General features: G+C 56.7%; 16 protein-coding genes. All 16 read right to left on the bottom strand.

Annotated elements, in window-relative coordinates; translation table 11 throughout:
• Positions 1–15: 15 nt before the first annotated feature.
• The 16 genes from G7Y43_RS03455 to ilvB all read right to left on the bottom strand — a co-directional run bounded on the left by G7Y43_RS03455 (position 16) and on the right by ilvB (position 19,328).
• Positions 16–1,971: an NADH-quinone oxidoreductase subunit L gene (locus tag G7Y43_RS03455; protein ID WP_165044122.1), complete on the bottom strand. Its 1,956-nt coding sequence runs from the start codon at positions 1,969–1,971 to the stop codon at positions 16–18.
• A 116-nt stretch (positions 1,972–2,087) separates the two neighbouring features.
• Positions 2,088–3,011 carry a riboflavin biosynthesis protein RibF gene (gene ribF, locus G7Y43_RS03450; RefSeq protein WP_165044120.1) on the bottom strand — a complete coding sequence of 308 codons (924 nt, stop codon included), beginning with the start codon at positions 3,009–3,011 and terminating at the stop codon, positions 2,088–2,090.
• Complete coding sequence (truB, locus tag G7Y43_RS03445) at positions 3,004–4,002, bottom strand: tRNA pseudouridine(55) synthase TruB (RefSeq protein ID WP_165044118.1); 999 nt, start codon at positions 4,000–4,002, stop codon at positions 3,004–3,006. Before truB ends, ribF begins: the two co-directional genes overlap by 8 nt.
• 5 nt (positions 4,003–4,007) lie before the next feature.
• The gene (locus G7Y43_RS03440) at positions 4,008–5,003 is read right to left on the bottom strand and encodes a bifunctional oligoribonuclease/PAP phosphatase NrnA (RefSeq protein WP_165044116.1); all 996 of its coding nucleotides are present in this window, start codon (positions 5,001–5,003) and stop codon (positions 4,008–4,010) included.
• A 2-nt stretch (positions 5,004–5,005) separates the two neighbouring features.
• Positions 5,006–5,389 carry a 30S ribosome-binding factor RbfA gene (rbfA, locus tag G7Y43_RS03435; protein ID WP_165044114.1) on the bottom strand — a complete coding sequence of 128 codons (384 nt, stop codon included), beginning with the start codon at positions 5,387–5,389 and terminating at the stop codon, positions 5,006–5,008.
• 445 nt (positions 5,390–5,834) lie between these two features.
• On the bottom strand, positions 5,835–8,597 hold the full coding sequence (gene infB / locus G7Y43_RS03430) for a translation initiation factor IF-2 (RefSeq protein WP_165044112.1): 2,763 nt from the start codon (positions 8,595–8,597) through the stop codon (positions 5,835–5,837).
• 14 nt (positions 8,598–8,611) lie between these two features.
• Entirely contained in the window at positions 8,612–8,890 is a 279-nt protein-coding gene (locus tag G7Y43_RS03425) for a YlxR family protein (protein ID WP_165044110.1), read from the bottom strand.
• Positions 8,891–8,903: 13 nt separating this feature from the next.
• Positions 8,904–10,130 carry a transcription termination factor NusA gene (gene nusA, locus G7Y43_RS03420; RefSeq protein WP_165044108.1) on the bottom strand — a complete coding sequence of 409 codons (1,227 nt, stop codon included), beginning with the start codon at positions 10,128–10,130 and terminating at the stop codon, positions 8,904–8,906.
• A gap of 43 nt (positions 10,131–10,173) precedes the next feature.
• Complete coding sequence (gene rimP / locus G7Y43_RS03415) at positions 10,174–10,644, bottom strand: ribosome maturation factor RimP (RefSeq protein WP_165044106.1); 471 nt, start codon at positions 10,642–10,644, stop codon at positions 10,174–10,176.
• A gap of 287 nt (positions 10,645–10,931) precedes the next feature.
• On the bottom strand, positions 10,932–11,864 hold the full coding sequence (murB, locus tag G7Y43_RS03410; protein ID WP_165044104.1) for a UDP-N-acetylmuramate dehydrogenase: 933 nt from the start codon (positions 11,862–11,864) through the stop codon (positions 10,932–10,934).
• A 94-nt stretch (positions 11,865–11,958) separates the two neighbouring features.
• Positions 11,959–13,497 (bottom strand): 2-isopropylmalate synthase, encoded by a 1,539-nt coding sequence (locus tag G7Y43_RS03405; protein WP_165044103.1) that lies wholly within the window; start codon positions 13,495–13,497, stop codon positions 11,959–11,961.
• A gap of 78 nt (positions 13,498–13,575) precedes the next feature.
• The gene (gene serA, locus G7Y43_RS03400; protein ID WP_165044101.1) at positions 13,576–15,156 is read right to left on the bottom strand and encodes a phosphoglycerate dehydrogenase; all 1,581 of its coding nucleotides are present in this window, start codon (positions 15,154–15,156) and stop codon (positions 13,576–13,578) included.
• Positions 15,157–15,333: 177 nt separating this feature from the next.
• The gene (crcB, locus tag G7Y43_RS03395) at positions 15,334–15,708 is read right to left on the bottom strand and encodes a fluoride efflux transporter CrcB (protein ID WP_241158135.1); all 375 of its coding nucleotides are present in this window, start codon (positions 15,706–15,708) and stop codon (positions 15,334–15,336) included.
• 112 nt (positions 15,709–15,820) lie between these two features.
• A complete protein-coding gene (gene ilvC, locus G7Y43_RS03390; RefSeq protein WP_165044099.1) occupies positions 15,821–16,816 on the bottom strand; it encodes a ketol-acid reductoisomerase in 996 nt (331 codons plus the stop codon).
• Between the two features lie 101 nt (positions 16,817–16,917).
• Positions 16,918–17,400, bottom strand: coding sequence for an acetolactate synthase small subunit (ilvN, locus tag G7Y43_RS03385; RefSeq protein WP_165044097.1), 483 nt, complete (start codon positions 17,398–17,400; stop codon positions 16,918–16,920).
• A gap of 2 nt (positions 17,401–17,402) precedes the next feature.
• Complete coding sequence (gene ilvB / locus G7Y43_RS03380) at positions 17,403–19,328, bottom strand: biosynthetic-type acetolactate synthase large subunit (RefSeq protein ID WP_165044260.1); 1,926 nt, start codon at positions 19,326–19,328, stop codon at positions 17,403–17,405.
• Positions 19,329–19,336: the final 8 nt, after the last annotated feature.

Genomic DNA, 19,336 nt, shown 5'->3' with positions numbered 1-19,336 from the left:
GCTTGCACCCCTCCCTTACAGACCAAAGAGCGAGAGCACGGCCGAAAGAAGGCCGAAGCCCTTGGTCGTGAACGCAGCGGATACAACCACGCCCAGAATCATGACGATGATGCAGCATACTGAACCGATGGGCGCCATACTCTTCTCGCCAAACACGTCGGTCAGATACCAGTTATGAGCCGTTGCTTCGGTTTCGCCCGACATCGAGTTGCGGAAAATGCGGTTTTCATTGTCGGCCGAAGCGCCTGCAAGATACACGCTCACCTGACGGCGGCGGCTCTTTCCAAGCCCAGCAAACAGCACAATGACGATAACGGTCGTAAGTGCGGCGGCTATGAGTAGATCAACCATCGGGATGCTTTGCCCTGCGATGCCGTAGATGCCGACAACGTACGGCTCAACGAGCCAGCGCGAAAGCAGGGGCAGATTGATGCACGCCAGTACCGACAGTGCTGCCATGACCAGAATAGCTGACCATTCCGAACGATGCACGCTGCCTTCCACGTTTTCTACCCGCTGCGCGACACCAGCAAGCTTGCCGAGCCACTTCGCCCAGAACATAAACGTTGCAGCCGACCCAAACCCGAGCAATAAGATGAGTGCGAGCTGCCCCATGTCGGCGAACGAGATGAGCGTAGCCCATTTCGCCACCAGCATACCAAACGGTGCTACGAACATGACCATAATGCCAAGCATCATGAAGCGAGCCAAACGCGGCATACGCTCAAACAACAGGTCCATGTCCTCAATGTCGCGGCTGCCGATATGATGCTCAGCCGTGCCCACACACAGGAACAGGAGCGACTTGGCAACCGCATGGAACACCATCAAGAATGCGCCAGCCCACACCGCTTCAGGCGTGCCTACGCCCGCACAGGCCACGATCAGGCCCAGGTTCGCGATGGTGGAGTATGCCAGAACGCGTTTAGCATTGCTCTGCGAGATAGCCATAAACGAGCACATCATGAAGGTGACGCCACCAACGAGCACGGTCATGGCCGCCGGAACAGGAGACACGAGCATAAGCGGAGCGAGCTTCAACAGCAAGAATACCGCAGCCTTCACCATGGTTGACGAATGGAGCAAAGCACTGGTGGGCGTAGGAGCAACCATGGCACCAAGCAGCCAGGTATGGAACGGCATCTGTGCCGCCTTGGTAATGCCCGCAAACGCTAGCGCCGCCAACGGCAGAGCTGCAAGCATCGGATACGCACCACCGAGACGAATAAACTCCTGCAGCGACAACGTATTGAACAGCACCACCACGGAGAACAGCGCAACCAAAAAACCAATGCCGCCCAAAAGGTTCATAATGATTTGCCTAAAAGCGTTCGCAATAGCTTCTTCGGTTCGCGTATAGCCAATGAGCAAAAACGATGACAGCGTGGTCACCTCCCAGCCAGTGAACATCCACACCATGTTGTTAGAGAACACGATGAGGTACATCGCCGAAAGGAAGATAAACATAACGCCGAAGAAGAACGGTCTGCGATCAGGTGCACCTTCGGGTTCGTGAGCCTGGAAATCTTCCATATAGCCAAGAGCATACACGCAGATACCCGTGCCCACGACGCCAATGATGAACGTCATGATCAGCGAAAGCGAGTCGAAGTACAGTCCAAACACAACATCGACACCATGGGCGAATACAAACTCGAAGATGAGCGATCCCACCACCTGAATGACGGCGAGCACGCACGCCAGAACATTCTTGTAGCGAACGCCGTAATACAAGATGATACCCGCAATGAGCACACCAATTGCCGTGCAGCAGTAATCAACGACTGTCGAAGAGAACCTGAAACCGGTCCATGAACTCCCCAAATTCGTTGCGATGAGCCACAGCGAGCAGGCGGCGATGATTACGGACGAACCGATCACAATCGCTTTCCTGGCCTGTTCGCCGCGCACCGCGAACAGCACGATGCCCACGCACAGGGGAAACAAGATGAGAAACCCCAATGTAGCCACTCGTCACCCTCCTTCTTCCAATGCTTCCAACAAATGTACGAAAACCACTCTAGCAAAACATGAGCAAATCAAGATTAGCTTATTCACGCATGCGGAGATACGCTCGGTGAAAGGGGCTACAAGTTGGCTCGCACCCAATCAATGTTGCCTTTCACGCAGGCAATGAGCGCATCGGTAGAGGGAAACGTCATCATGGGTCGCAACCATTCCATAAACTCAATGTCGATAACGTGGCCGTACAGGTTGCCAGCAAAATCGAGAATATGCACTTCGCAAGTCGCCGTTGCGCTATGAGCAAACATAGGGGCAACACCCACCGACACAGCCGCGCGGTAGCGCACACCGCCTACGGTTACCCACGCAGCATACACCCCGTCACCAATCGCCTGCAACAGCGGGTCAACGAACAAATTCGCCGTCGCGAACCCCATGTCGGCACCTTCGCCTCGCCCGTGCAGTACCGAACCGCTCATAAGGTAAGGTCGGCCAAGCAGGGCGTTCGCCTCGAACACACGACCCTCGGCAAGCAAGCCGCGAATGCGCGTAGCCGATATAGGCAGTCCGTCGGCACTTTTAAGGTCGTGCGGGCAGATGTGTGTTACACCTGCATTTGCCCAGGCACACAGATCGTCAACTGTGCCCGCCGCCTTTGCTCCGAAACGGAAATCGCATCCTACGTGCAGAAAAGCGGGCGGCGTGCCGCGAAACGCGCTTCGCAGGAAGGCTTCCGGTGACTCCGCCGCAAACTCGGGCGTGAACGGCAACACAACTACATAGTCAATGGGAAGCGAAGCAAGCATATCGATGCGCTGGTTGTTTGTCATAAGCTTTTTCAGAAAGGCACGGCGAAATAGCTCATCAGGATCGCGATCGAAGGTGATCACGACAGAGGTGCCGCCCGACTGATAAGCAGTCTTACAAGCTGCATCAATGAGAAAGCGGTGTCCCCGATGAACACCATCAAACACTCCGAAGGCGCACGAAGCGCCCTTAAACACCGTCCGGTCAAAGGAATCGTCGGCTACCAACACGTCAGCCACGCTGCACCCCCACCTGAAACACACAATCCGGCCGCAAACCCCGGCGCGTGGCATCATAGCGATAGATGGCCTTCAGCCGATTGTCCGCTATCATGCAGATACGCTCGCCATCGTGCAAAGGTTCGCACGACGCTACCACCCCCGACGTGCACGCACACCCGAGCATCGTCGTAACCCTGCTATATTCGAATAGTTCCACGGCGTCGCATCGCATACTCATACCACTCGCCACTTTAGCTGACAGGTTTTCTGAGCAAAACACGAACCGAAACCCCAGCATTTTTATGGGATCGAGCAGCACAGGTTCGACCGATCCCAGCGCGTCAAGCTGCATACAATCATCCAACCCTACGTTGCCGCAGCGGATTCTACGCAGCGCGGCTACGTGCGCCGGACATCCCAGCGCAATGCCGGCATCGCGCGCGAGCGATCGGATATAGGTTCCTTTTGACACGGAGAACAACACCGTCCACACCGGATCGAAGCTGTCAGGAGCCTCGGTTATACTCATAAGACGGGCGTCACGTACGACTATGTCGCGCGGCGCCAAATCGATAATGGTCCCTTCCCGCGCGGCGGCGTAAGCTCGCTTACCCTGAACCTTAATAGCCGAATACGCGGGAGGAAGCTGCTTTTGCGGGCCGACGATTGAATGAAGATAGGTTTCGGCGACGTTTTCGTCGAAAAGCGCACGTGCGGGCACGCCTCGCTTCACTACATTTCCGGCAGCGTCATCGGTGTCAGTGCCCACGCCAAAACAGATGTCGACCTCATAGGTTTTATCATGCCCAGTCAGGTATTGGTCAAGCCGAGTTGCTGCTCCCACACAAATGGGAAGCACGCCACTTGCCAAAGGATCGAGCGTTCCGGTATGACCCACCCGCCGCTCACTGAATGCCCTGCGACACGCGTTCACCACATCATGGGAACTCATGCCGCTTGGCTTGTCGATTCCCAGCACGAAGCAGTGCCCCGATTGCCCACGCTTCATCGGCTTTAGCCTTCCTCGGAACTGACCAAGGCTGCCTGCATATCTTCCATAACTGTTATACGTGCTTGGTCAAGCGAGCATTCGAGTGTGAAACCAGCTGCCGCCCTATGTCCGCCGCCGCCGTAGCGGCGCGCGATGGCCGACACATCGGTGTTGTCTTTGGCGCGCAGGTTTCCTCGCACCGCACCCTCCTGCTCACGCAGCATGCAGGCGATTCTCACACCGCGCAAGCTCCGTATCGTCCCAATAAGTGCATCGGCGTCAGTTTTTACCGCACCTGTTTGCTCAAAATCCGTCGCAGAAAGCCAGCTGAGAACACATGCGCCATCGTCGGAGAACTTAAGATGCTCGATGACTCGATCCTCAAGCGCAAGCGAAGCCAAGCTTCGATTCTGATACACCTCACGCGCAATATAGGCGGGATCAGCCCCTGCTGCAACCATCTCGGAAGCGCAGGCAAACGCCATAGGTGTGGTGTTTTGGAACTGGAAGCGGCCGGTATCGGTAAGCAACCCGACATAGCAGCACTCAGCAACCCCGCGAACACGTTCAGCACCGAGTGTACATACCAACTGCCAAACAAGCGTGGATGCCGAAGGTGCTTGCGGGTCAATGTGAGCCAGTGCCACTAATGACTCATCAGCAGCATGATGATCAATGACGGCAGCGTGGTGTGCTGCACGCATGATAGTCGTTGCGGCTTCTCCCATACGCTTGGTCGTTGGTACGTCAACCGCCACAAAGGCGTCGAGTTCTGCGCCATCGTAACAAGCAGCCGGAACCAGCCGATCGGATCCTGGTAAAAAGGAAAGCGATTCATCGATAGGCTCATCTTGTGCGAGCAAGCCAATTACGCGCTTACCAAGCGATTCTAAAGCAAGCTGAAGCGCCAACTGCGAGCCAATACAGTCACCATCGGGGCTCACGTGACCACAAATGGCCACCGTATTGCTTGCCTTAAGCATCGCAGCTATGTCTGTGATTGAGGATATCGGTTGCATGATTAGTGTTTCCCAAGGTTCTCATCGGTGCCATGCGACTCGGCATTTCGCTGGGCGTCGCTTGCCAGTGCGTTCGCGATGCGTTCGGCTTCATCGATACTCGTGTCCAAAAGAAAGCGTAACACGGGTGTAACGCGCCACGACAACCGGTGAGCCATAAGCGAACGGATGCGCCCCGACGCTTTCTCGAATGCAGCCGCTACGTCATCGTATTGGTCGGGCTCAGCTGTATAAAACACGTTACACGCGCTGCGATCGAAGCTGACTTCACACCCAGTAATGGTAACCAACGAAAGGCGTGGATCAGATATATCGAACAGTAGAATGCTCGCAATGGTTTCGCGCGCCTGCTCGTTCACCTTACGGTTAGAAGCACCCTGTTTCATGGTGCACCTCCTTTTTTGTTTTGTACAGAAGAAGGCTATCAGGTCATGTGGCCCGATAGCCTTACAAGTTTGTTACGTCCGGTCAAGTTTGCCCTGTCTGGTCAGACGAGGTTGGCATGGCACGTGCTCGGGCAGGTGCTCGCTTGGTGAAACGGTCCACTGGACCGTTTCAGTCGCTGCGCAATCTGCGCGCGCGCCATGCCAACCTCGTCTGACCTACGTAGAAGGACTAACTAAAACTCTCTAAACAAGAAAGAATCAGCGAAGAGAGTCGGACTGTGCTCACAAAGCGAGTTCCGCACGAGCCGAACATCCCAGTGGGATGTTCGCGCGAGCAGGACTGTTTGAGCGACTGAGCATTGCCCGTCTCTCTTCGCGAACGGACAATGCTCAATGCCCGCAGCATCGAGTTGTTCCGCCGTTGCGCTAGCACGGCGGAACAACGTTATTCGGTGCGCTCGACTTCCTTCACCACGTAACCTTCGATGGTATCCCCTACCTTCAGGTCCTGGTAACCGGTTACGCCAATGCCGCATTCGTAGCCCTGCTTTACCGACTTCACGTCGTCTTTGAACCTGCGTAAGCTCGCAATGGTGCCCTCGAAGACAACCGTTCCCTCGCGCACGATACGCACCTTGTTGTCGCGGCTAATCTCGCCTTCTGTAATGTAGCAACCCGCAATGGTGCCAACCTTCGGTACCTTGAACGTCTCGCGCACCTCGGCGATGCCGGTGTCTTCTTCGATAATATCGGGGGACAACAATCCCACACGCGCGGCGTTGATTTCCTCGATAGCCTCATAGATGACACGATACAGGCGAATACTCACCTTCTCCTTCTCGGCCTGGCTCTTCGACTTGCCGGTCGGACGCACGTTGAAGCCGATGATCATAGCATCAGATGCCGCAGCCAGTGTGACGTCGGTTTCGGTGATGCCACCAACCGCCGAGTGAACGATATTGATGCGCACCTCGGACTGATCCATCTTCTCGAATGCATCGCGCAGCGCCTCGATAGAGCCCTGCACGTCGGCCTTCACGATGAGGTTAAGGTCGGTCTGCTTACCCTCTTCGATGCGACTGAACAGGTCATCCAAGCTCATGTGGGAGCGTTGCTCCTGCTCGGCTAAGCGGGCGCGCAACGCACGTTCTTCGGCAAGCTTCCTTGCATCGCGCTCGTCTGCAAACACCCTGAACTCGTCGCCGGCAACCGGTACCGAACTCAAGCCCAAGATCTCAACGGGATCGGCCGGACCAGCGGCGTCAACGTGAGCCCCGCGCGGGTCAACCAACGCGCGCACACGGCCATGCGACATACCCGCAACCACCACATCGCCAGGATGCAGCGTACCGCGGTGCACGAGAACAGTTGCAACCGGACCGCGACCCTTGTCGAGGTTCGCCTCGATAACAAATCCCGAAGCCTCAGCGTCAGGATTTGCCTTAAGCTCCAGCACGTCAGCCTGCAAAAGAATTGTTTCCAACAGATCGTCAATGTGTAGGCGTCGTTTGGCTGACACATTCACGAACATGTTCGAACCGCCCCATTCCTCAGGGATCACGCCGTATTCAGTGAGTTCCTGGCGCACGCGGTCGGGATTCGCGCCGTCCTTATCAATCTTGTTCACCGCAACCACGATTGGCACGTTGGCTGCTTTCGCGTGGTTGATAGCCTCAATGGTTTGGGGCATAACGCCGTCGTCAGCCGCCACCACGAGCACGATGACGTCGGTTACCTGAGCACCACGGGCACGCATGGCGGTAAACGCCTCGTGACCAGGGGTATCGATGAAGGTAATCTGACGGTCGTTAATGTTTACTACCGACGCGCCAATGTGCTGAGTAATGCCACCAGCCTCGCCCAGCGCCACACCGGTGTCGCGAATGGCGTCGAGCAGTGATGTCTTGCCGTGATCAACGTGTCCCATAACGGTAACTACAGGAGGACGAGGCTTTAAGTCTTCTTCTCTGTCGTTATACACAACAGCGTATTCCTCTTCAGGAGACACCACGCGCACCTTACGACCCATGTCGTCAGCGATAAGCTCCACCATGTCGTCGCTCATCGACTGCGTAAGGGTAAGCACCTGTCCCAGCAAGAACAAACGCTTGATAACATCGTTGGGTTGCACACCCAAAAGCTCGGAGAACTTGGCGACAGTGGCTCCCTGGGGAATCTCCACCACGGAGTCATCAAGTACGAGTGCCGGGTCGAGACCCTTCTCGATAGCCTGCTGCTCAAGCCGTTCGCGCTGTTCCTGCTCGCGTTTCTGCTTACGCTTTTTGCGGCGCCCTTCACCTTCGTGTGTGCTGGCGGCTGCAACAGCGGCACGAGCCTCTTCGAGCACCTTGTCGCGCTGAAGCTTTTCAGCCTGCACGGCCATTTGAGCGTAGCGATCTTCGGAGTGTGACTGTACCGGCGTTTCAAGCTCCGGCACATACTGCTTTCCGGCATGCCCCTTCTTCCCTTTTCGGCGTCCGCCTGCGCGCTGCTCAGGTGCGGGCGAGGGCGCTTGCTGCTTTTGCGCCTGTATACGCTGCTGCTCAGCCTCAATCTGGGAAAGCAGCGAATCGAAGTTGCTCTTCGTCCTCGTTGCCGCAGGAGCGGGTACCGACGGGCGATGCGGTGCAGGGGTATGCGATACAGCAGCCTTACCACCCTTGCGGCCACGATTGCGCAACGCCGCCTCAACCGCTTGCTTTTTCGCCACTTCGCGGCGTGCTCGCTCAGCACGCTCGCGGGCTTTCTTCTCGGCAGCCTCGCGAGCAACGCGCTCTTTCTCGCTTTCGATCTGGTGGGCCAGGCTCTCGAACGGCGAGGGGGTGCTTATCACCTTATGCGGTGCGGTGCGAGCATCAGCATCTTCCGCGACGTCTGACTGTGTAGAATCTGCACGGCGTGCGCGCTCGGCCTCGCGCAACGCGCGCTCCTTTTCTACCGCTTCGCGGCGTGCGCGTTCTTCCTCGACCTTCTGACGCTCCGCTTCAGCCTGCTGCGCGGCAAGTTTTTGGGCCTCTTCGTCAGCCAGCTGTCCAGCACGCTGCCTGATCTCGGGCTCAAGGTTCTTCCTGATCTTGTCGACATAGGCATCCGCGAGCACGCTCGCATGGCTCTTAGCGGGAATCTTCATTTCGCGGAGTTTGGCTAACAGGTCCTTGCTGGACATATCGAATTCCTTCGCCAACTCATGTACGCGCATACTTGCCATATACCACTCCTCACTTAAGCTTCCGAGTCGCCACAAACCGCAGCGAGCTCGGCGCCTATCCGACCGTAATCTTCCTGGCTGACTTTGGTTTTCAGCGCTTTATCGAGCTTACCCTTCCGAGCAGCTTCAACATAGCACGCCCACGAGCACACATATGCTCCTCTGCCGGCAGCACGGCCGGTGCTATCAAACGACGTGCTTCCATCGGATGCGCGCACGATGCGATACAGCAACGTTTTGTCGCTCTTCGCTCCGCAAGATATGCAAGTGCGCACCCGTTTTTGCACGTCCATGGTTGTCTTTCCTTTACGCCTCGTCGACAACTTCATCCTGCGAGGCATGAATACCGCAGTACCTGCTGTTCGGGCGTCGATGGTTGCGGCAGCGCACGCCCTCGTCGTTCACGAACACGCACGTTTCCTCGTCTTCTTCAAGCTCGTCCTCGTCAATGAGCATGTTGTCCTGCGCACGCAGAGGCTCACCGGCAAAACTCGTTGACTTGATGTCGATATGCCAACCGGTCAACCGCGCAGCGAGTCGGGCGTTCTGACCTTCCTTGCCGATAGCTAACGACAGTTGATCGTCGGGCACGACCACCGTCGCGTAGTGGCTTTCTTCGTCGACAATCACGCGCGTCACCTTGGCAGGCGACAAGGCGTTGGCCACATAGATGGCCGGATCCTCGTTCCACTGAATAACATCGACACGTTCGTTGCGCAGCTCTTCAACCACCATGCGCACACGACTACCCTTAGGACCAACGCACGCACCCACCGGATCAAGATTCGCCTCGCGTGATGCCACAGCCACCTTGCTGCGAGCGCCGGGTTCGCGGGCGATGGACTTGATTTCCACCATGCCATCGTAGATTTCCGGAACCTCTATCTCGAAGAGACGACGAATGAGGTCGGGGTGCGTCCTGGATACAATAATGGCCGGACGTGCCTGGTCGCCGCGCATGCGCGGTGTGTCAGCGGAAGGGTCGCGCACGTCAATGATGAGCACTTTCAAGCGCTGGTTGTGGCGATAGTGTTCACCAGCCGGACGTTCGTTGCGCTCATCAGTTGCGCGCTTCGCATCGTAGTGGGGCAACTCTGCTTCAACACCCTCGCGAATCTTGATGATGGTAAAGTCGGATGTGCCCTGCAATACCGTGCCGGTCACTAGATCGCCCACGCGCCCAGAGAATTCCTCGTAGATAGACTGACGACCCGCCTCGCGAACCAAGCTCGCAATGACGCCCTTGGCGTTTTGGGCGGCAATGCGACTCACGTCGTTCGGCGTAACGTCACGCTCTTCAAACTCGGCGTACTCGCCAGTTTCTTCGTCGGGCTCACCCACGGGAATCATCTCGTACACGTAAATCTTCCCTGTTTGGCGGTCAATGGTAACGCGGGCGTCCCATTCCAAATCGAGAATGCGTTCGTAGCTTTTCGCCAACGACTGCTCAAGACGCTCGATGAGGTAGAATTCATCAATCTTGCGCTCATGAGCCAACGCTTGGAGCGCTTCGATTAGTTCAGAAGTTGCCACTGTGCTTCCTTTCGACGTCGTATGCTTTCGTGAAACTGTATCGTTACGAATTAAAATTAATAGTTCCCTTAATGCGAGCTCGCTTGATGGCGTTAAACGGAACGCGCATGCGCTGTCCGTCAACATCTACGAGTACGTCATCGCCGTCTATGCCACAAAGCTTGCCGGAAAACGTCGAACGTCCCTCGATTTTGCCTGCGGCCTTCACCGACACGTTCTCGCCGGCGAAGCGTTCGAAATGCTCGCGTGTGCGCAACGGACGATCGATACCCGGGGATGACACTTCGAGCGTGTAAGCACCAGGGAACGGATCGAGTTCGTCCATAATGTCATTGATCCACGCTTGCGCCGATGACAGCACGTCGAAACTCACGCCGTCTTCGGTGTCGATGAAGATACGGATAGTGGGCGCCTTACTCGCTCCGACGACTTCAACAGTGACGATCTCAACCTGTTCGCTCTCCGCCTTCGGCGTCAACGCATCAAGCAGCTGCTGTTCTTTCGCGGTAAGCATACGCACCTCCATTCCTCATCGTACGTTTCACATCTTTTCAGATTGTGCCCATTAGCGCAGCCATGCCCTCATAACAAAAGAAAGCGGGAAAACTCCCACTTTCTCACGAGAATCGAAAGTATGGCGCGCGGCTGCTGCGCACGGTTGATCGTTTATACCATAAAATCCGCAAAAAGGGCAGGAAATGCTCGAAGAATCCCAAACCACCCACCAAAACTGCGAGAAACCGACGAACGAACGAATGACGAGTCAAACCCCCGAGTGAACGAGTGCCAAGCCAAACATACCTAGCGCTCGTCTGGCACGTCAAAACCCCACATGCGCACTTCGGGCTCGAGCTGTACGCCAAAGCGCTCGTACACGACGCGCTGCACGTGATCAATAAGCGCGCGCACATCAGCCGCCGTAGCACCGCCAGCGTTCACCACAAAGCCGGTGTGCTTTTCGGACACCTGCGCACCGCCCACGCGGTAGCCGGCAAGACCGGCATCCTGCACAAGCTTGCCAACGAAGTACCCAACGGGCCGCTTGAACGTGCTACCGGCACTGGGCACATCAAGCGGCTGCTTACTCGCACGCTGTGCTTCAAGATCGTTCATGCGCGCGCGCACCAAGGCCGCATCAGCTTCACATAACTCCAGTTCAACCTGCACGACCACGCAACCATCAGCATCAAACGCACTCGTACGATAAGCCCATCGCGCCTCGTCGTGGGTATAGTCACGCAGTGTTCCATCAGGCATGACACAGCGAACCAACACACACACGTCCTTGAACTCGCCACCGTACGCGCCCGCGTTCATGATGGCTGCTCCCCCAACGGTTCCCGGGATGCCGCTGGCAAACTCATAGCCGGAAAGGCCCGCTTTGCATGCCACATCGGCCACAACCTTGTTCGTGACACCCGCCTGCGCGATGATGCGACACCCTTCCACACGCACGTCCGACAGAGCGTCGGCCATCTCCATAACCACGCAATCGATACCATCATCACTGACCAACAGGTCACTGCCACAACCAATGCAACGAAGCTCTACGCCCGCCTGCGCGCAGATGCGCACGATTTGCGCGACCGCCTCAACGCTAGCCGGACGCGCGTACACAGCCGTTGGCCCCCCGATGCGAAACGTAGTGTGCGCAGACAGAGGTTCGTCAACCACAGCAATACTATCGCCCAAGGCATCATTGATGACACTCGCAAGCGCGTACTTATCGAACATGAGCTTCTCCCTTACTGCATTACTACACACAAAGCCCCGGCGCGACACCTGCTTGCCGGGGCTTTGTGAAACATATGCCAGTTACACGGCGTGGTTACCGCGCGTGCGCTTGTGCCTTGTCGTTGATCAGGCGGTTCAATGCGTTCACGTACGCCTTTGCCGACGACACGGTGATGTCGTTGTCAGCGCCGCGACCCGAATACACCTCTCCATCGGGTGCCATCACGCGAATGGTTACTTCACCCAGCGCATCGATACCGCGGGTAACCGATTGCACGCTGAACTCGGTGAGGTCGTTCTCCACCTGGACGATCTTATTTACCGCCTTATACATTGCGTCTACCGGACCGGTGCCGAAGTCGCACGCAGTCACCGTCTGGTCGGCGGCGTTACGCAGCGTTACCGTTGCCGTAGGAATCATGTCGGTACCACAGCTCGTCTGCACGCCTACCAACGTGTATGCCGAACTCTGCTCAACGCGGTCGCGCTCCTGTACCAAGCTTTCCAGATCCTCGTCGTAAACTTCTTTCTTCTTGTCGGCGAGGTTCAAGAACGCCTCATACACCTGATCGAGCTGCTCACCTTCAAGCTCATAACCAAGCTCTTCCAAGCGATGCTTCAACGCCGCATGCCCGCTACGTGCCGTGAGTACAATCTGGCTTGTTCCCGCGCCCACATCGGCCGGATCGATAATCTCGTAGGTATCGCGCTTCTTAAGCACGCCATCTTGATGGATGCCTGAAGAATGGGCGAAAGCGTTCGCACCCACAATGGCCTTATTGGGCTGCACATTCATGCCCGTAATAGAACTCACCAGACGGCTTGCCTTAATGAACTCACGCGTGTTGATGTCGGTATGCGCATCAAGCTCGGCCTCATGCATGCGAATGGCCATGACCACTTCTTCCATGGCGGTATTGCCTGCACGCTCACCCAAACCGTTGATGGTGCATTCCACCTGCGTAGCGCCGTTTTTCACACCCGCCATGGCAAGTGCGGTGGCCATACCAAGGTCGTTATGGCAGTGTACCGACACCGTAACATTTTCGATGCCGCGCACGTTCTCCATAAGGTACGCGATGCGGGCACCGAATTCCTCGGGCAGCGAGTAACCCGTAGTGTCGGGAATGTTCACCACCGTGGCCCCAGCGTCAACGACCGCCTGGATAACCTTTACGAGAAAGTCGTAGTCAGAGCGGCCCGCGTCTTCGGCGTAGAACTGTACATCCTCCACATAACCCTTAGCGTACTTCACTGCGTCAACGGCGCGTTCGATGCACTGCTCTTCGGTGATACGAAGCTTGTCATGTAAGTGCGAGGGTGACACGCCGATGCCGGTGTGAATGCGAGGACGCTTGGCATATTTCAGCGCGTCGGCAGCCACATCAATGTCCTTGTGTACCGCACGGGTGAGACCAGCGACCGTAGCGTCGTCACCTGCAAGTTCAGCGATGCGACGCACGCTTTCAAAATCGCCAGGACTCGATATGGGAAAGCCAGCCTCGATGACATCCACGTTCAAACGCAGCAGCTGACGCGCGACAACCAGCTTTTCCTCGGTGTTCATCGACGCTCCTGGCGACTGCTCGCCATCGCGCAATGTGGTGTCGAAAATGTTAATTTTTCGAGTCATATGGCTCACCTTTCCTTCCCTGTCGCCTCGATTCGGTTCAATTAAATTCGGGCCATAATACCACAGTTATATACAGTTTTACAGCTTAATATGCATAAGGCTCTTCAGGTCATCAATCGCCGCACGGAGACGCTCAAGCACTTCATCAGGCACATCGCCTTCCACGTTCATAACCACGAGCGCAGTGTCTTGGTCTACCTTCGTGCCGATCTGCATAGTAGTAATATTCACACCCGCTTCTCCAAGCACGGTTCCAATAACACCAATACGACCCGGCGCATCCAGGTACTCAAACACAAGCATGTTTTTACCAGGGATAATGTCGATCTTATACCCAAGCAGTGACACGATGCGTGGCGCTTGCGACGATCCGTACAACGTGGTACCAGCCTCCACCCCCGCCGCAGAAATACTCACCGTTGAGGCATACTCACCGGCGTCAACCATAGTCGACGTCGACACCTTGATGCCGTGACGTTGCGCCACTGACGCCGCGTTAATGACCGACACCGTACCCGCACGACGATACGACAGAATACCGTTCAAGGCACCAGCCACCAGTGCAGTGGGATCGCTTTCTGAGATAAGACCTGCCGTGGTCACATGAATGTTGCGGGGAATGCCGCCCTTGATTTGAGCGATGATACGACCCATCATCTCGCAGGCGTTCACGTACGGGCCAACCAACCCAATAACCTCAGCCGACAGAGGTGCCGCGTTTACTGCGGTAACCACAAGCGACCCTTCAAGACCCGCCATCACATACTCGGCTATCTGCGTGCCGGCACGACGCTGCGCTTCGATACTTGCCGACGCCAAGCGCGGCGTAAGAATGGCGTTAGGAAACTCGTGCAGCGGCGAGTCAAAACACGGCTCCTGATCGTGCATGTCCACGCCTACCGCACTAATCTTGCCCGCAGCGATGAAATCGGCCATCGACTCGGTATCGAAAATACCGCCACTTGCAGCATTCAGCAAGATGACACCGTCTTTCATGGCAGCGAACTCGTTCGGACCAAACATGCCAACAGTATTTCTGGTGCGCGGCACGTGCACGGTAATGAAGTCGGCATCGGCAAGCGCCTCAAGCACGGTTTCACGCAGTTCAACGCCAAGCGCCTCGGCACGCTCGCGGCTACAGAACGGGTCATGCCCGACGATCTTCATGCCGAAGACCTTCGCACGCTCAGCAACCAAGCCACCCACGCGACCCAGCCCGTAGATAGCAAGCGTCTTGCCGTAGAGTTCTACCCCCATGAAACCGGTTTGTTCCCACTTATGAGCGTGCATGCTGGCGTTAGCCTGTGCGAGGTTATGAGCGCAGGCCAGCATGAGTGCCATGGTGTGTTCGGCGGCCGACACGATATTGCTCGTGGGCGCATTACACACGATGATGTCATGCTCGGTTGCAGCCTCAACGTCGATGCGGTCGACCGTCACGCCCGCTCGCCCAATGATTTTCAGATTCTGAGCTGCTTCAATTGCTTCGCGCGTGACCGGCGTGGCCGAGCGCACGATGAGCGCATCATAGGGCGGAATCGTGGCGACAAGCTCGTCAGGCGTCATATCGAGTTTTACGTCAACCTCGTATCCAGCGTTTCGCAGAACCTCAATCCCCTCATCGGCCATGCGATCAGCAACAAGAATCTTCTTCGTCATAGCGGCAACCACCTTTGCTTCGGAATCGGTTGAGTGCGGCGCGCGGCACCGCACGAAGCATAATGCCCCTATGATAAGGCGAAACCGCACAGCAGCGTCGCACGGCAGCGAAATTTCACGCAACCGGTCGTTCAAGCACGAAAGGGTGCGCAGAGTATACGACAATACAGCGTTTCTTTAGCGCGCTACCCACGAGCCAAGCGCAACGGAGACAAGACATGCAGCCACGCTCGCGGCCATGTATACCGCAGCCATGCCTACATGCCCACTCTCGATAAGCGACAACGACTCTAAGCTAAACGTTGAAAACGTGGTGAAGCCGCCGCACATGCCCACCTTCAAAAACAGCAGCAGCTGCGGACTCATACCCGTTCCTTTAGTGAACAGCGCCATTACAAAACCGATGAGGAAGGCGCCCGCAACGTTGACTCCAAACGTCGCAACAGGAAAAGAACCCGCAGCCGTGTCGGTTACCGACAGAAGCCCAAGCAGGTAGCGAGCAATCGAACCCACAAACCCACCAGCGCCTACGAGCAGACAATTCAGCAGCATGACGCAACCATTCCTTTCCCCATCGAGTAGGAAAGCCGCACAAGGCGGCTTTCCTTTTTCGTTCACGCAAATTCACGCAAGCACACAAAAATGCCTACGTTCGAAAGCGAACCTATTTTTTGATCCAGCTGAACATCGAGCGAATCTTCTCGCCGGTCTGCTCGATGAGGTGGTCGTTGATGGCTTCGCGCTGCTCAACGAGCCATTTGTGGTCGTTCTTGCAGTCGGCAACAAACTCACGCGCGAACTCGCCGTTCTGGATGCGTTCAAGGATGAGCTTCATGGCTTCGCGGCTCTGCTCGTTGATAACCTTCGGGCCAGCGTAGTACTCGCCGTACTCGGCAGTGTTGGAAATGGAGTAATTCATGAAGTGGATGCCGCTCTCATACATGAGGTCAACGATCATCTTCATTTCATGGTAGCACTCGAAGTAAGCAAGCTCGGGCGGGTATCCTGCGTCCACCAGCGTCTCAAATCCTGCCTTCACCAGCTCAACCAAACCGCCGCAGAGCACGGCCTGCTCGCCGAACAGGTCTTCTTCGGTCTCCTGTGCAAACGTGGCTTTGATGATGCCAGAACGGGCACCGCCCACGCCCCAGCAGTACGACATGGCGATATCCCACGCATCACCCGTGGCGTCCTGTGCCACGCACGCGAGATCAGGCACACCAGAGCCTTCGGTGTACTGACGGCGCACAATGTGGCCCGGACCCTTCGGGGCGCACATGATGACGTTCACGTCCTCGGGTGCCTTGATGTAGCCGAAGTGAATGTTGAAGCCGTGAGCGAAGGCCAGCGTGTCGCCCGGGTTCAGGTTGGGAGCAATGGACTCTTCGTACACCTGCGCCTGCAGCTCGTCGGGAACGAGGATCATGATAAGATCGGCTTCCTTGGCGGCGTCGGCCGTAGACATCACCTTCAGGCCCGCTTCCTCAGCAGCAGCGGCCGATTTGGAACCCTCACGCAAACCAACGCGCACGTCGCAACCCGAGTCCTTCAGGTTCAGTGCATGGGCATGACCCTGGGAGCCATAGCCGATAACGGCGATCTTCTTGTTTTGGATGATCTGCGGATTACAATCCTCTTCGTAGTAGATAGTAACAGCCATGATTATCTCGTTCCTTTCGTGTCAGCTGTTCGTTCCCTTATAGTAACAGATAGTGACCTGACCTACCTGCCATTCCTTTGTCTGCGCGCGGCGGTGTTGCGCTATTCCTTCGCATTGCGGCTCATAGCGATCTTACCGGTGCGCACGATCTCTTTGATGCCGTACGCACGCAGCAAATCCTCCAAACCCTTCAGCTTGTCCTCGTCGCCGGTTGCCTCGATGGTTAGCGACCCGCGACCCACATCCACGATATTAGCGCGGAAGATATTTGAGATCTCGATGATCTCGCTGCGGCGCTCAGGTGCGGCGTTCACCTTGAACAGCGCCAGCTCGCGCTCGATCGCCCGCTCGTCGGTAAGGTCGTTAATCTTGTACACGCTGATGAGCTTGTGCAGCTGCTTAGTAATCTGCTCATAACCTACGTCGTCGGCGTTCACGATGGCGGTCACGCGCGACATGGTGGGATCTTCCGTTGGGCCAACAGACAGCGACTCGATGTTGAACCCGCGGCGCGACACCAGACCGGTCACGCGCGACAGCACGCCTGGCTTGTTCTCAACTAGAACAGAGAGAATGTGCTTCATGACTACTCCCCTTCCTTCGCATCGGACGCATCGACAAGCGATGCATCCGGCTTTGAGCCCAACGTGCTCGGCGCTAGATCGATAGCAGCTTGGCTTGCTGACATACGAGGCTTCGTATCACTCGGGTCGCTGTTCCAACGTCCGCCGAACTGCGCGTCCACGCGAGCGCAAGGTGATGCCTCGGGTGAGGGTTGCGCACTTGCTGGCATTTCTGTGCGAACCGCGCCTACCGCAACGTCAATGGCACCCATCACGTCGTCAAGCGCCTTGCCCGGAGCTACCATGGGATACACGTTTTGATCGCGCGAAATAGCCACGTCAAGCAGGTACGGACCGTCCGCGGCAAGCATGCGATCGAGCGCTTCGTCAACCTCTTCTGGAGCACTTACACGTTCGGCACGCCAGCTGTACGCATCGGCAAGCTTCACGAAATCGGGGTTCGCAGCAAGTTCGGTGGATGAATAGCGTCCCTCATAGAAGAGCTTTTGCCACTGATGCACCATACCAAGGCAGCGATTGTCCAAAATCAGCACTTTCACCGGCACGCCGTTGATGGCGGCAGTGGCCATTTCCTGGCTGTTCATCTGGAACGACCCGTCACCAGCGATGCACACCACTTGCTTGCCGGGGCACCCGATGGCCGCACCAATAGCAGCCGGGAAGCCGAACCCCATGGTTCCCGCGCCACCGCTCGACACAAACGTGCGCGGCAACTCACGGTCGATGTACTGATGTGCCCACATCTGGTGCTGGCCCACCTCGGTAACCACAACACTTCCCGCGGGATCGAGCTTGGCGGAAAGCTGTTGCATGACGATTTCTGGAACGATGCCACCCTCCGACTCGTCAATGCTCGGATGATAGTACGGGAAACGCTCACGCCATTCGCTTAATTGCGCGATCCATTCCTCATCGTTGGGGGTTGCCCCTTCCTTCGCAAGCGCGGCGTTGATACCCGCGAGCACACCCTTCAAATCACCCACGATAGGCACCTGTGCTTCGCGCACCTTTCCGATCTCTGCCGGATCAATATCGATATGCACCACCTTAGCATGCGGCGCAAACTCGGAGAGCTTGCCCGTCACGCGATCGGAGAAGCGCGCACCTGCAGCGATGATCAGGTCACTTTCGGTCATGGCCAAATTCGAGTACTTCGAACCGTGCATGCCGACTGCTCCCATGTTCAGCGGATGGCTGGCCGGAAACACGCCTTTGCCGATAAGCGTCGTGACCACAGGAATCTGCATGCGTTCGGCAAGCTCAATAAGCTCAGCCGACGCACCGGAAGTGATGGCGCCACCGCCGGCATACAGAATAGGCTTGCGTGCTTCACGGATGGCATTTACCGCTGCACGAATCTGCTTGGCGTTGCCACGGTAATTCGGCTTGTACGATGGCAGGTTCACCTCGTCGGGATACTCGAAGGTGATCATCTCACTGTTTAGGTCGCTCGGCACGTCGATAAGCACCGGACCAGGACGCCCTGTGCTGGCGATATGGAACGCCTCGCGGAACGTGCGGGGAATGTCCTCGACGTTTTGCAGCAAGTAGCTGTGCTTCACGATGGGCATGGTGATGCCCACAATGTCGGATTCCTGGAAGGAGTCGGTACCAATAGCACCGCGGGGAACCTGACCGGTCACCACCACCAACGGCACGCTGTCCATGTAAGCGGTAGCAATACCGGTAACCGTGTTGGTAGCACCAGGACCGGACGTGACCAGCACCACGCCCACGTTACCCGTGGCACGCGCGTAACCGTCGGCCTCGTGCACCGCGCCTTGCTCGTGGCGTGCAAGCACGTGCGTGATCTGCGTGCTGTCGTACAGCGCGTCATAGATTTTGATAGCCTGACCGCCAGGATAACCGAACACGAGGTCGACACCCTCAGCTTCAAGCGATGCTATGATGGCCTGCGCGCCGGTCATGCGCGTAC

It is taken from the genome of Adlercreutzia sp. ZJ138 (assembly GCF_011038935.1).
Classification (GTDB): domain Bacteria; phylum Actinomycetota; class Coriobacteriia; order Coriobacteriales; family Eggerthellaceae; genus ZJ141.
This window is presented reverse-complemented; position numbering and strand designations above follow the sequence as displayed.

What these genes read in the sequence shown, in the direction of transcription:
- murB (WP_165044104.1), bottom strand. Translation starts at nt 11,864, where the DNA reads ATGTTCGATAAGTACGCGCTTGCGAGTGTCATCAATGATGCCTTGGGC.
- ilvN (WP_165044097.1), bottom strand. Translation starts at nt 17,400, where the DNA reads ATGAAGCACATTCTCTCTGTTCTAGTTGAGAACAAGCCAGGCGTGCTG.
- crcB (WP_241158135.1), bottom strand. Translation starts at nt 15,708, where the DNA reads ATGCTGCTGAATTGTCTGCTCGTAGGCGCTGGTGGGTTTGTGGGTTCG.
- truB (WP_165044118.1), bottom strand. Translation starts at nt 4,002, where the DNA reads ATGAAGCGTGGGCAATCGGGGCACTGCTTCGTGCTGGGAATCGACAAG.
- G7Y43_RS03440 (WP_165044116.1), bottom strand. Translation starts at nt 5,003, where the DNA reads ATGCAACCGATATCCTCAATCACAGACATAGCTGCGATGCTTAAGGCA.
- serA (WP_165044101.1), bottom strand. Translation starts at nt 15,156, where the DNA reads ATGACGAAGAAGATTCTTGTTGCTGATCGCATGGCCGATGAGGGGATT.
- infB (WP_165044112.1), bottom strand. Translation starts at nt 8,597, where the DNA reads ATGGCAAGTATGCGCGTACATGAGTTGGCGAAGGAATTCGATATGTCC.
- G7Y43_RS03405 (WP_165044103.1), bottom strand. Translation starts at nt 13,497, where the DNA reads ATGACTCGAAAAATTAACATTTTCGACACCACATTGCGCGATGGCGAG.
- G7Y43_RS03425 (WP_165044110.1), bottom strand. Translation starts at nt 8,890, where the DNA reads ATGGACGTGCAAAAACGGGTGCGCACTTGCATATCTTGCGGAGCGAAG.
- ilvC (WP_165044099.1), bottom strand. Translation starts at nt 16,816, where the DNA reads ATGGCTGTTACTATCTACTACGAAGAGGATTGTAATCCGCAGATCATC.
- rbfA (WP_165044114.1), bottom strand. Translation starts at nt 5,389, where the DNA reads ATGAAACAGGGTGCTTCTAACCGTAAGGTGAACGAGCAGGCGCGCGAA.
- rimP (WP_165044106.1), bottom strand. Translation starts at nt 10,644, where the DNA reads ATGCTTACCGCGAAAGAACAGCAGCTGCTTGATGCGTTGACGCCGAAG.
- ilvB (WP_165044260.1), bottom strand. Translation starts at nt 19,328, where the DNA reads ATGACCGGCGCGCAGGCCATCATAGCATCGCTTGAAGCTGAGGGTGTC.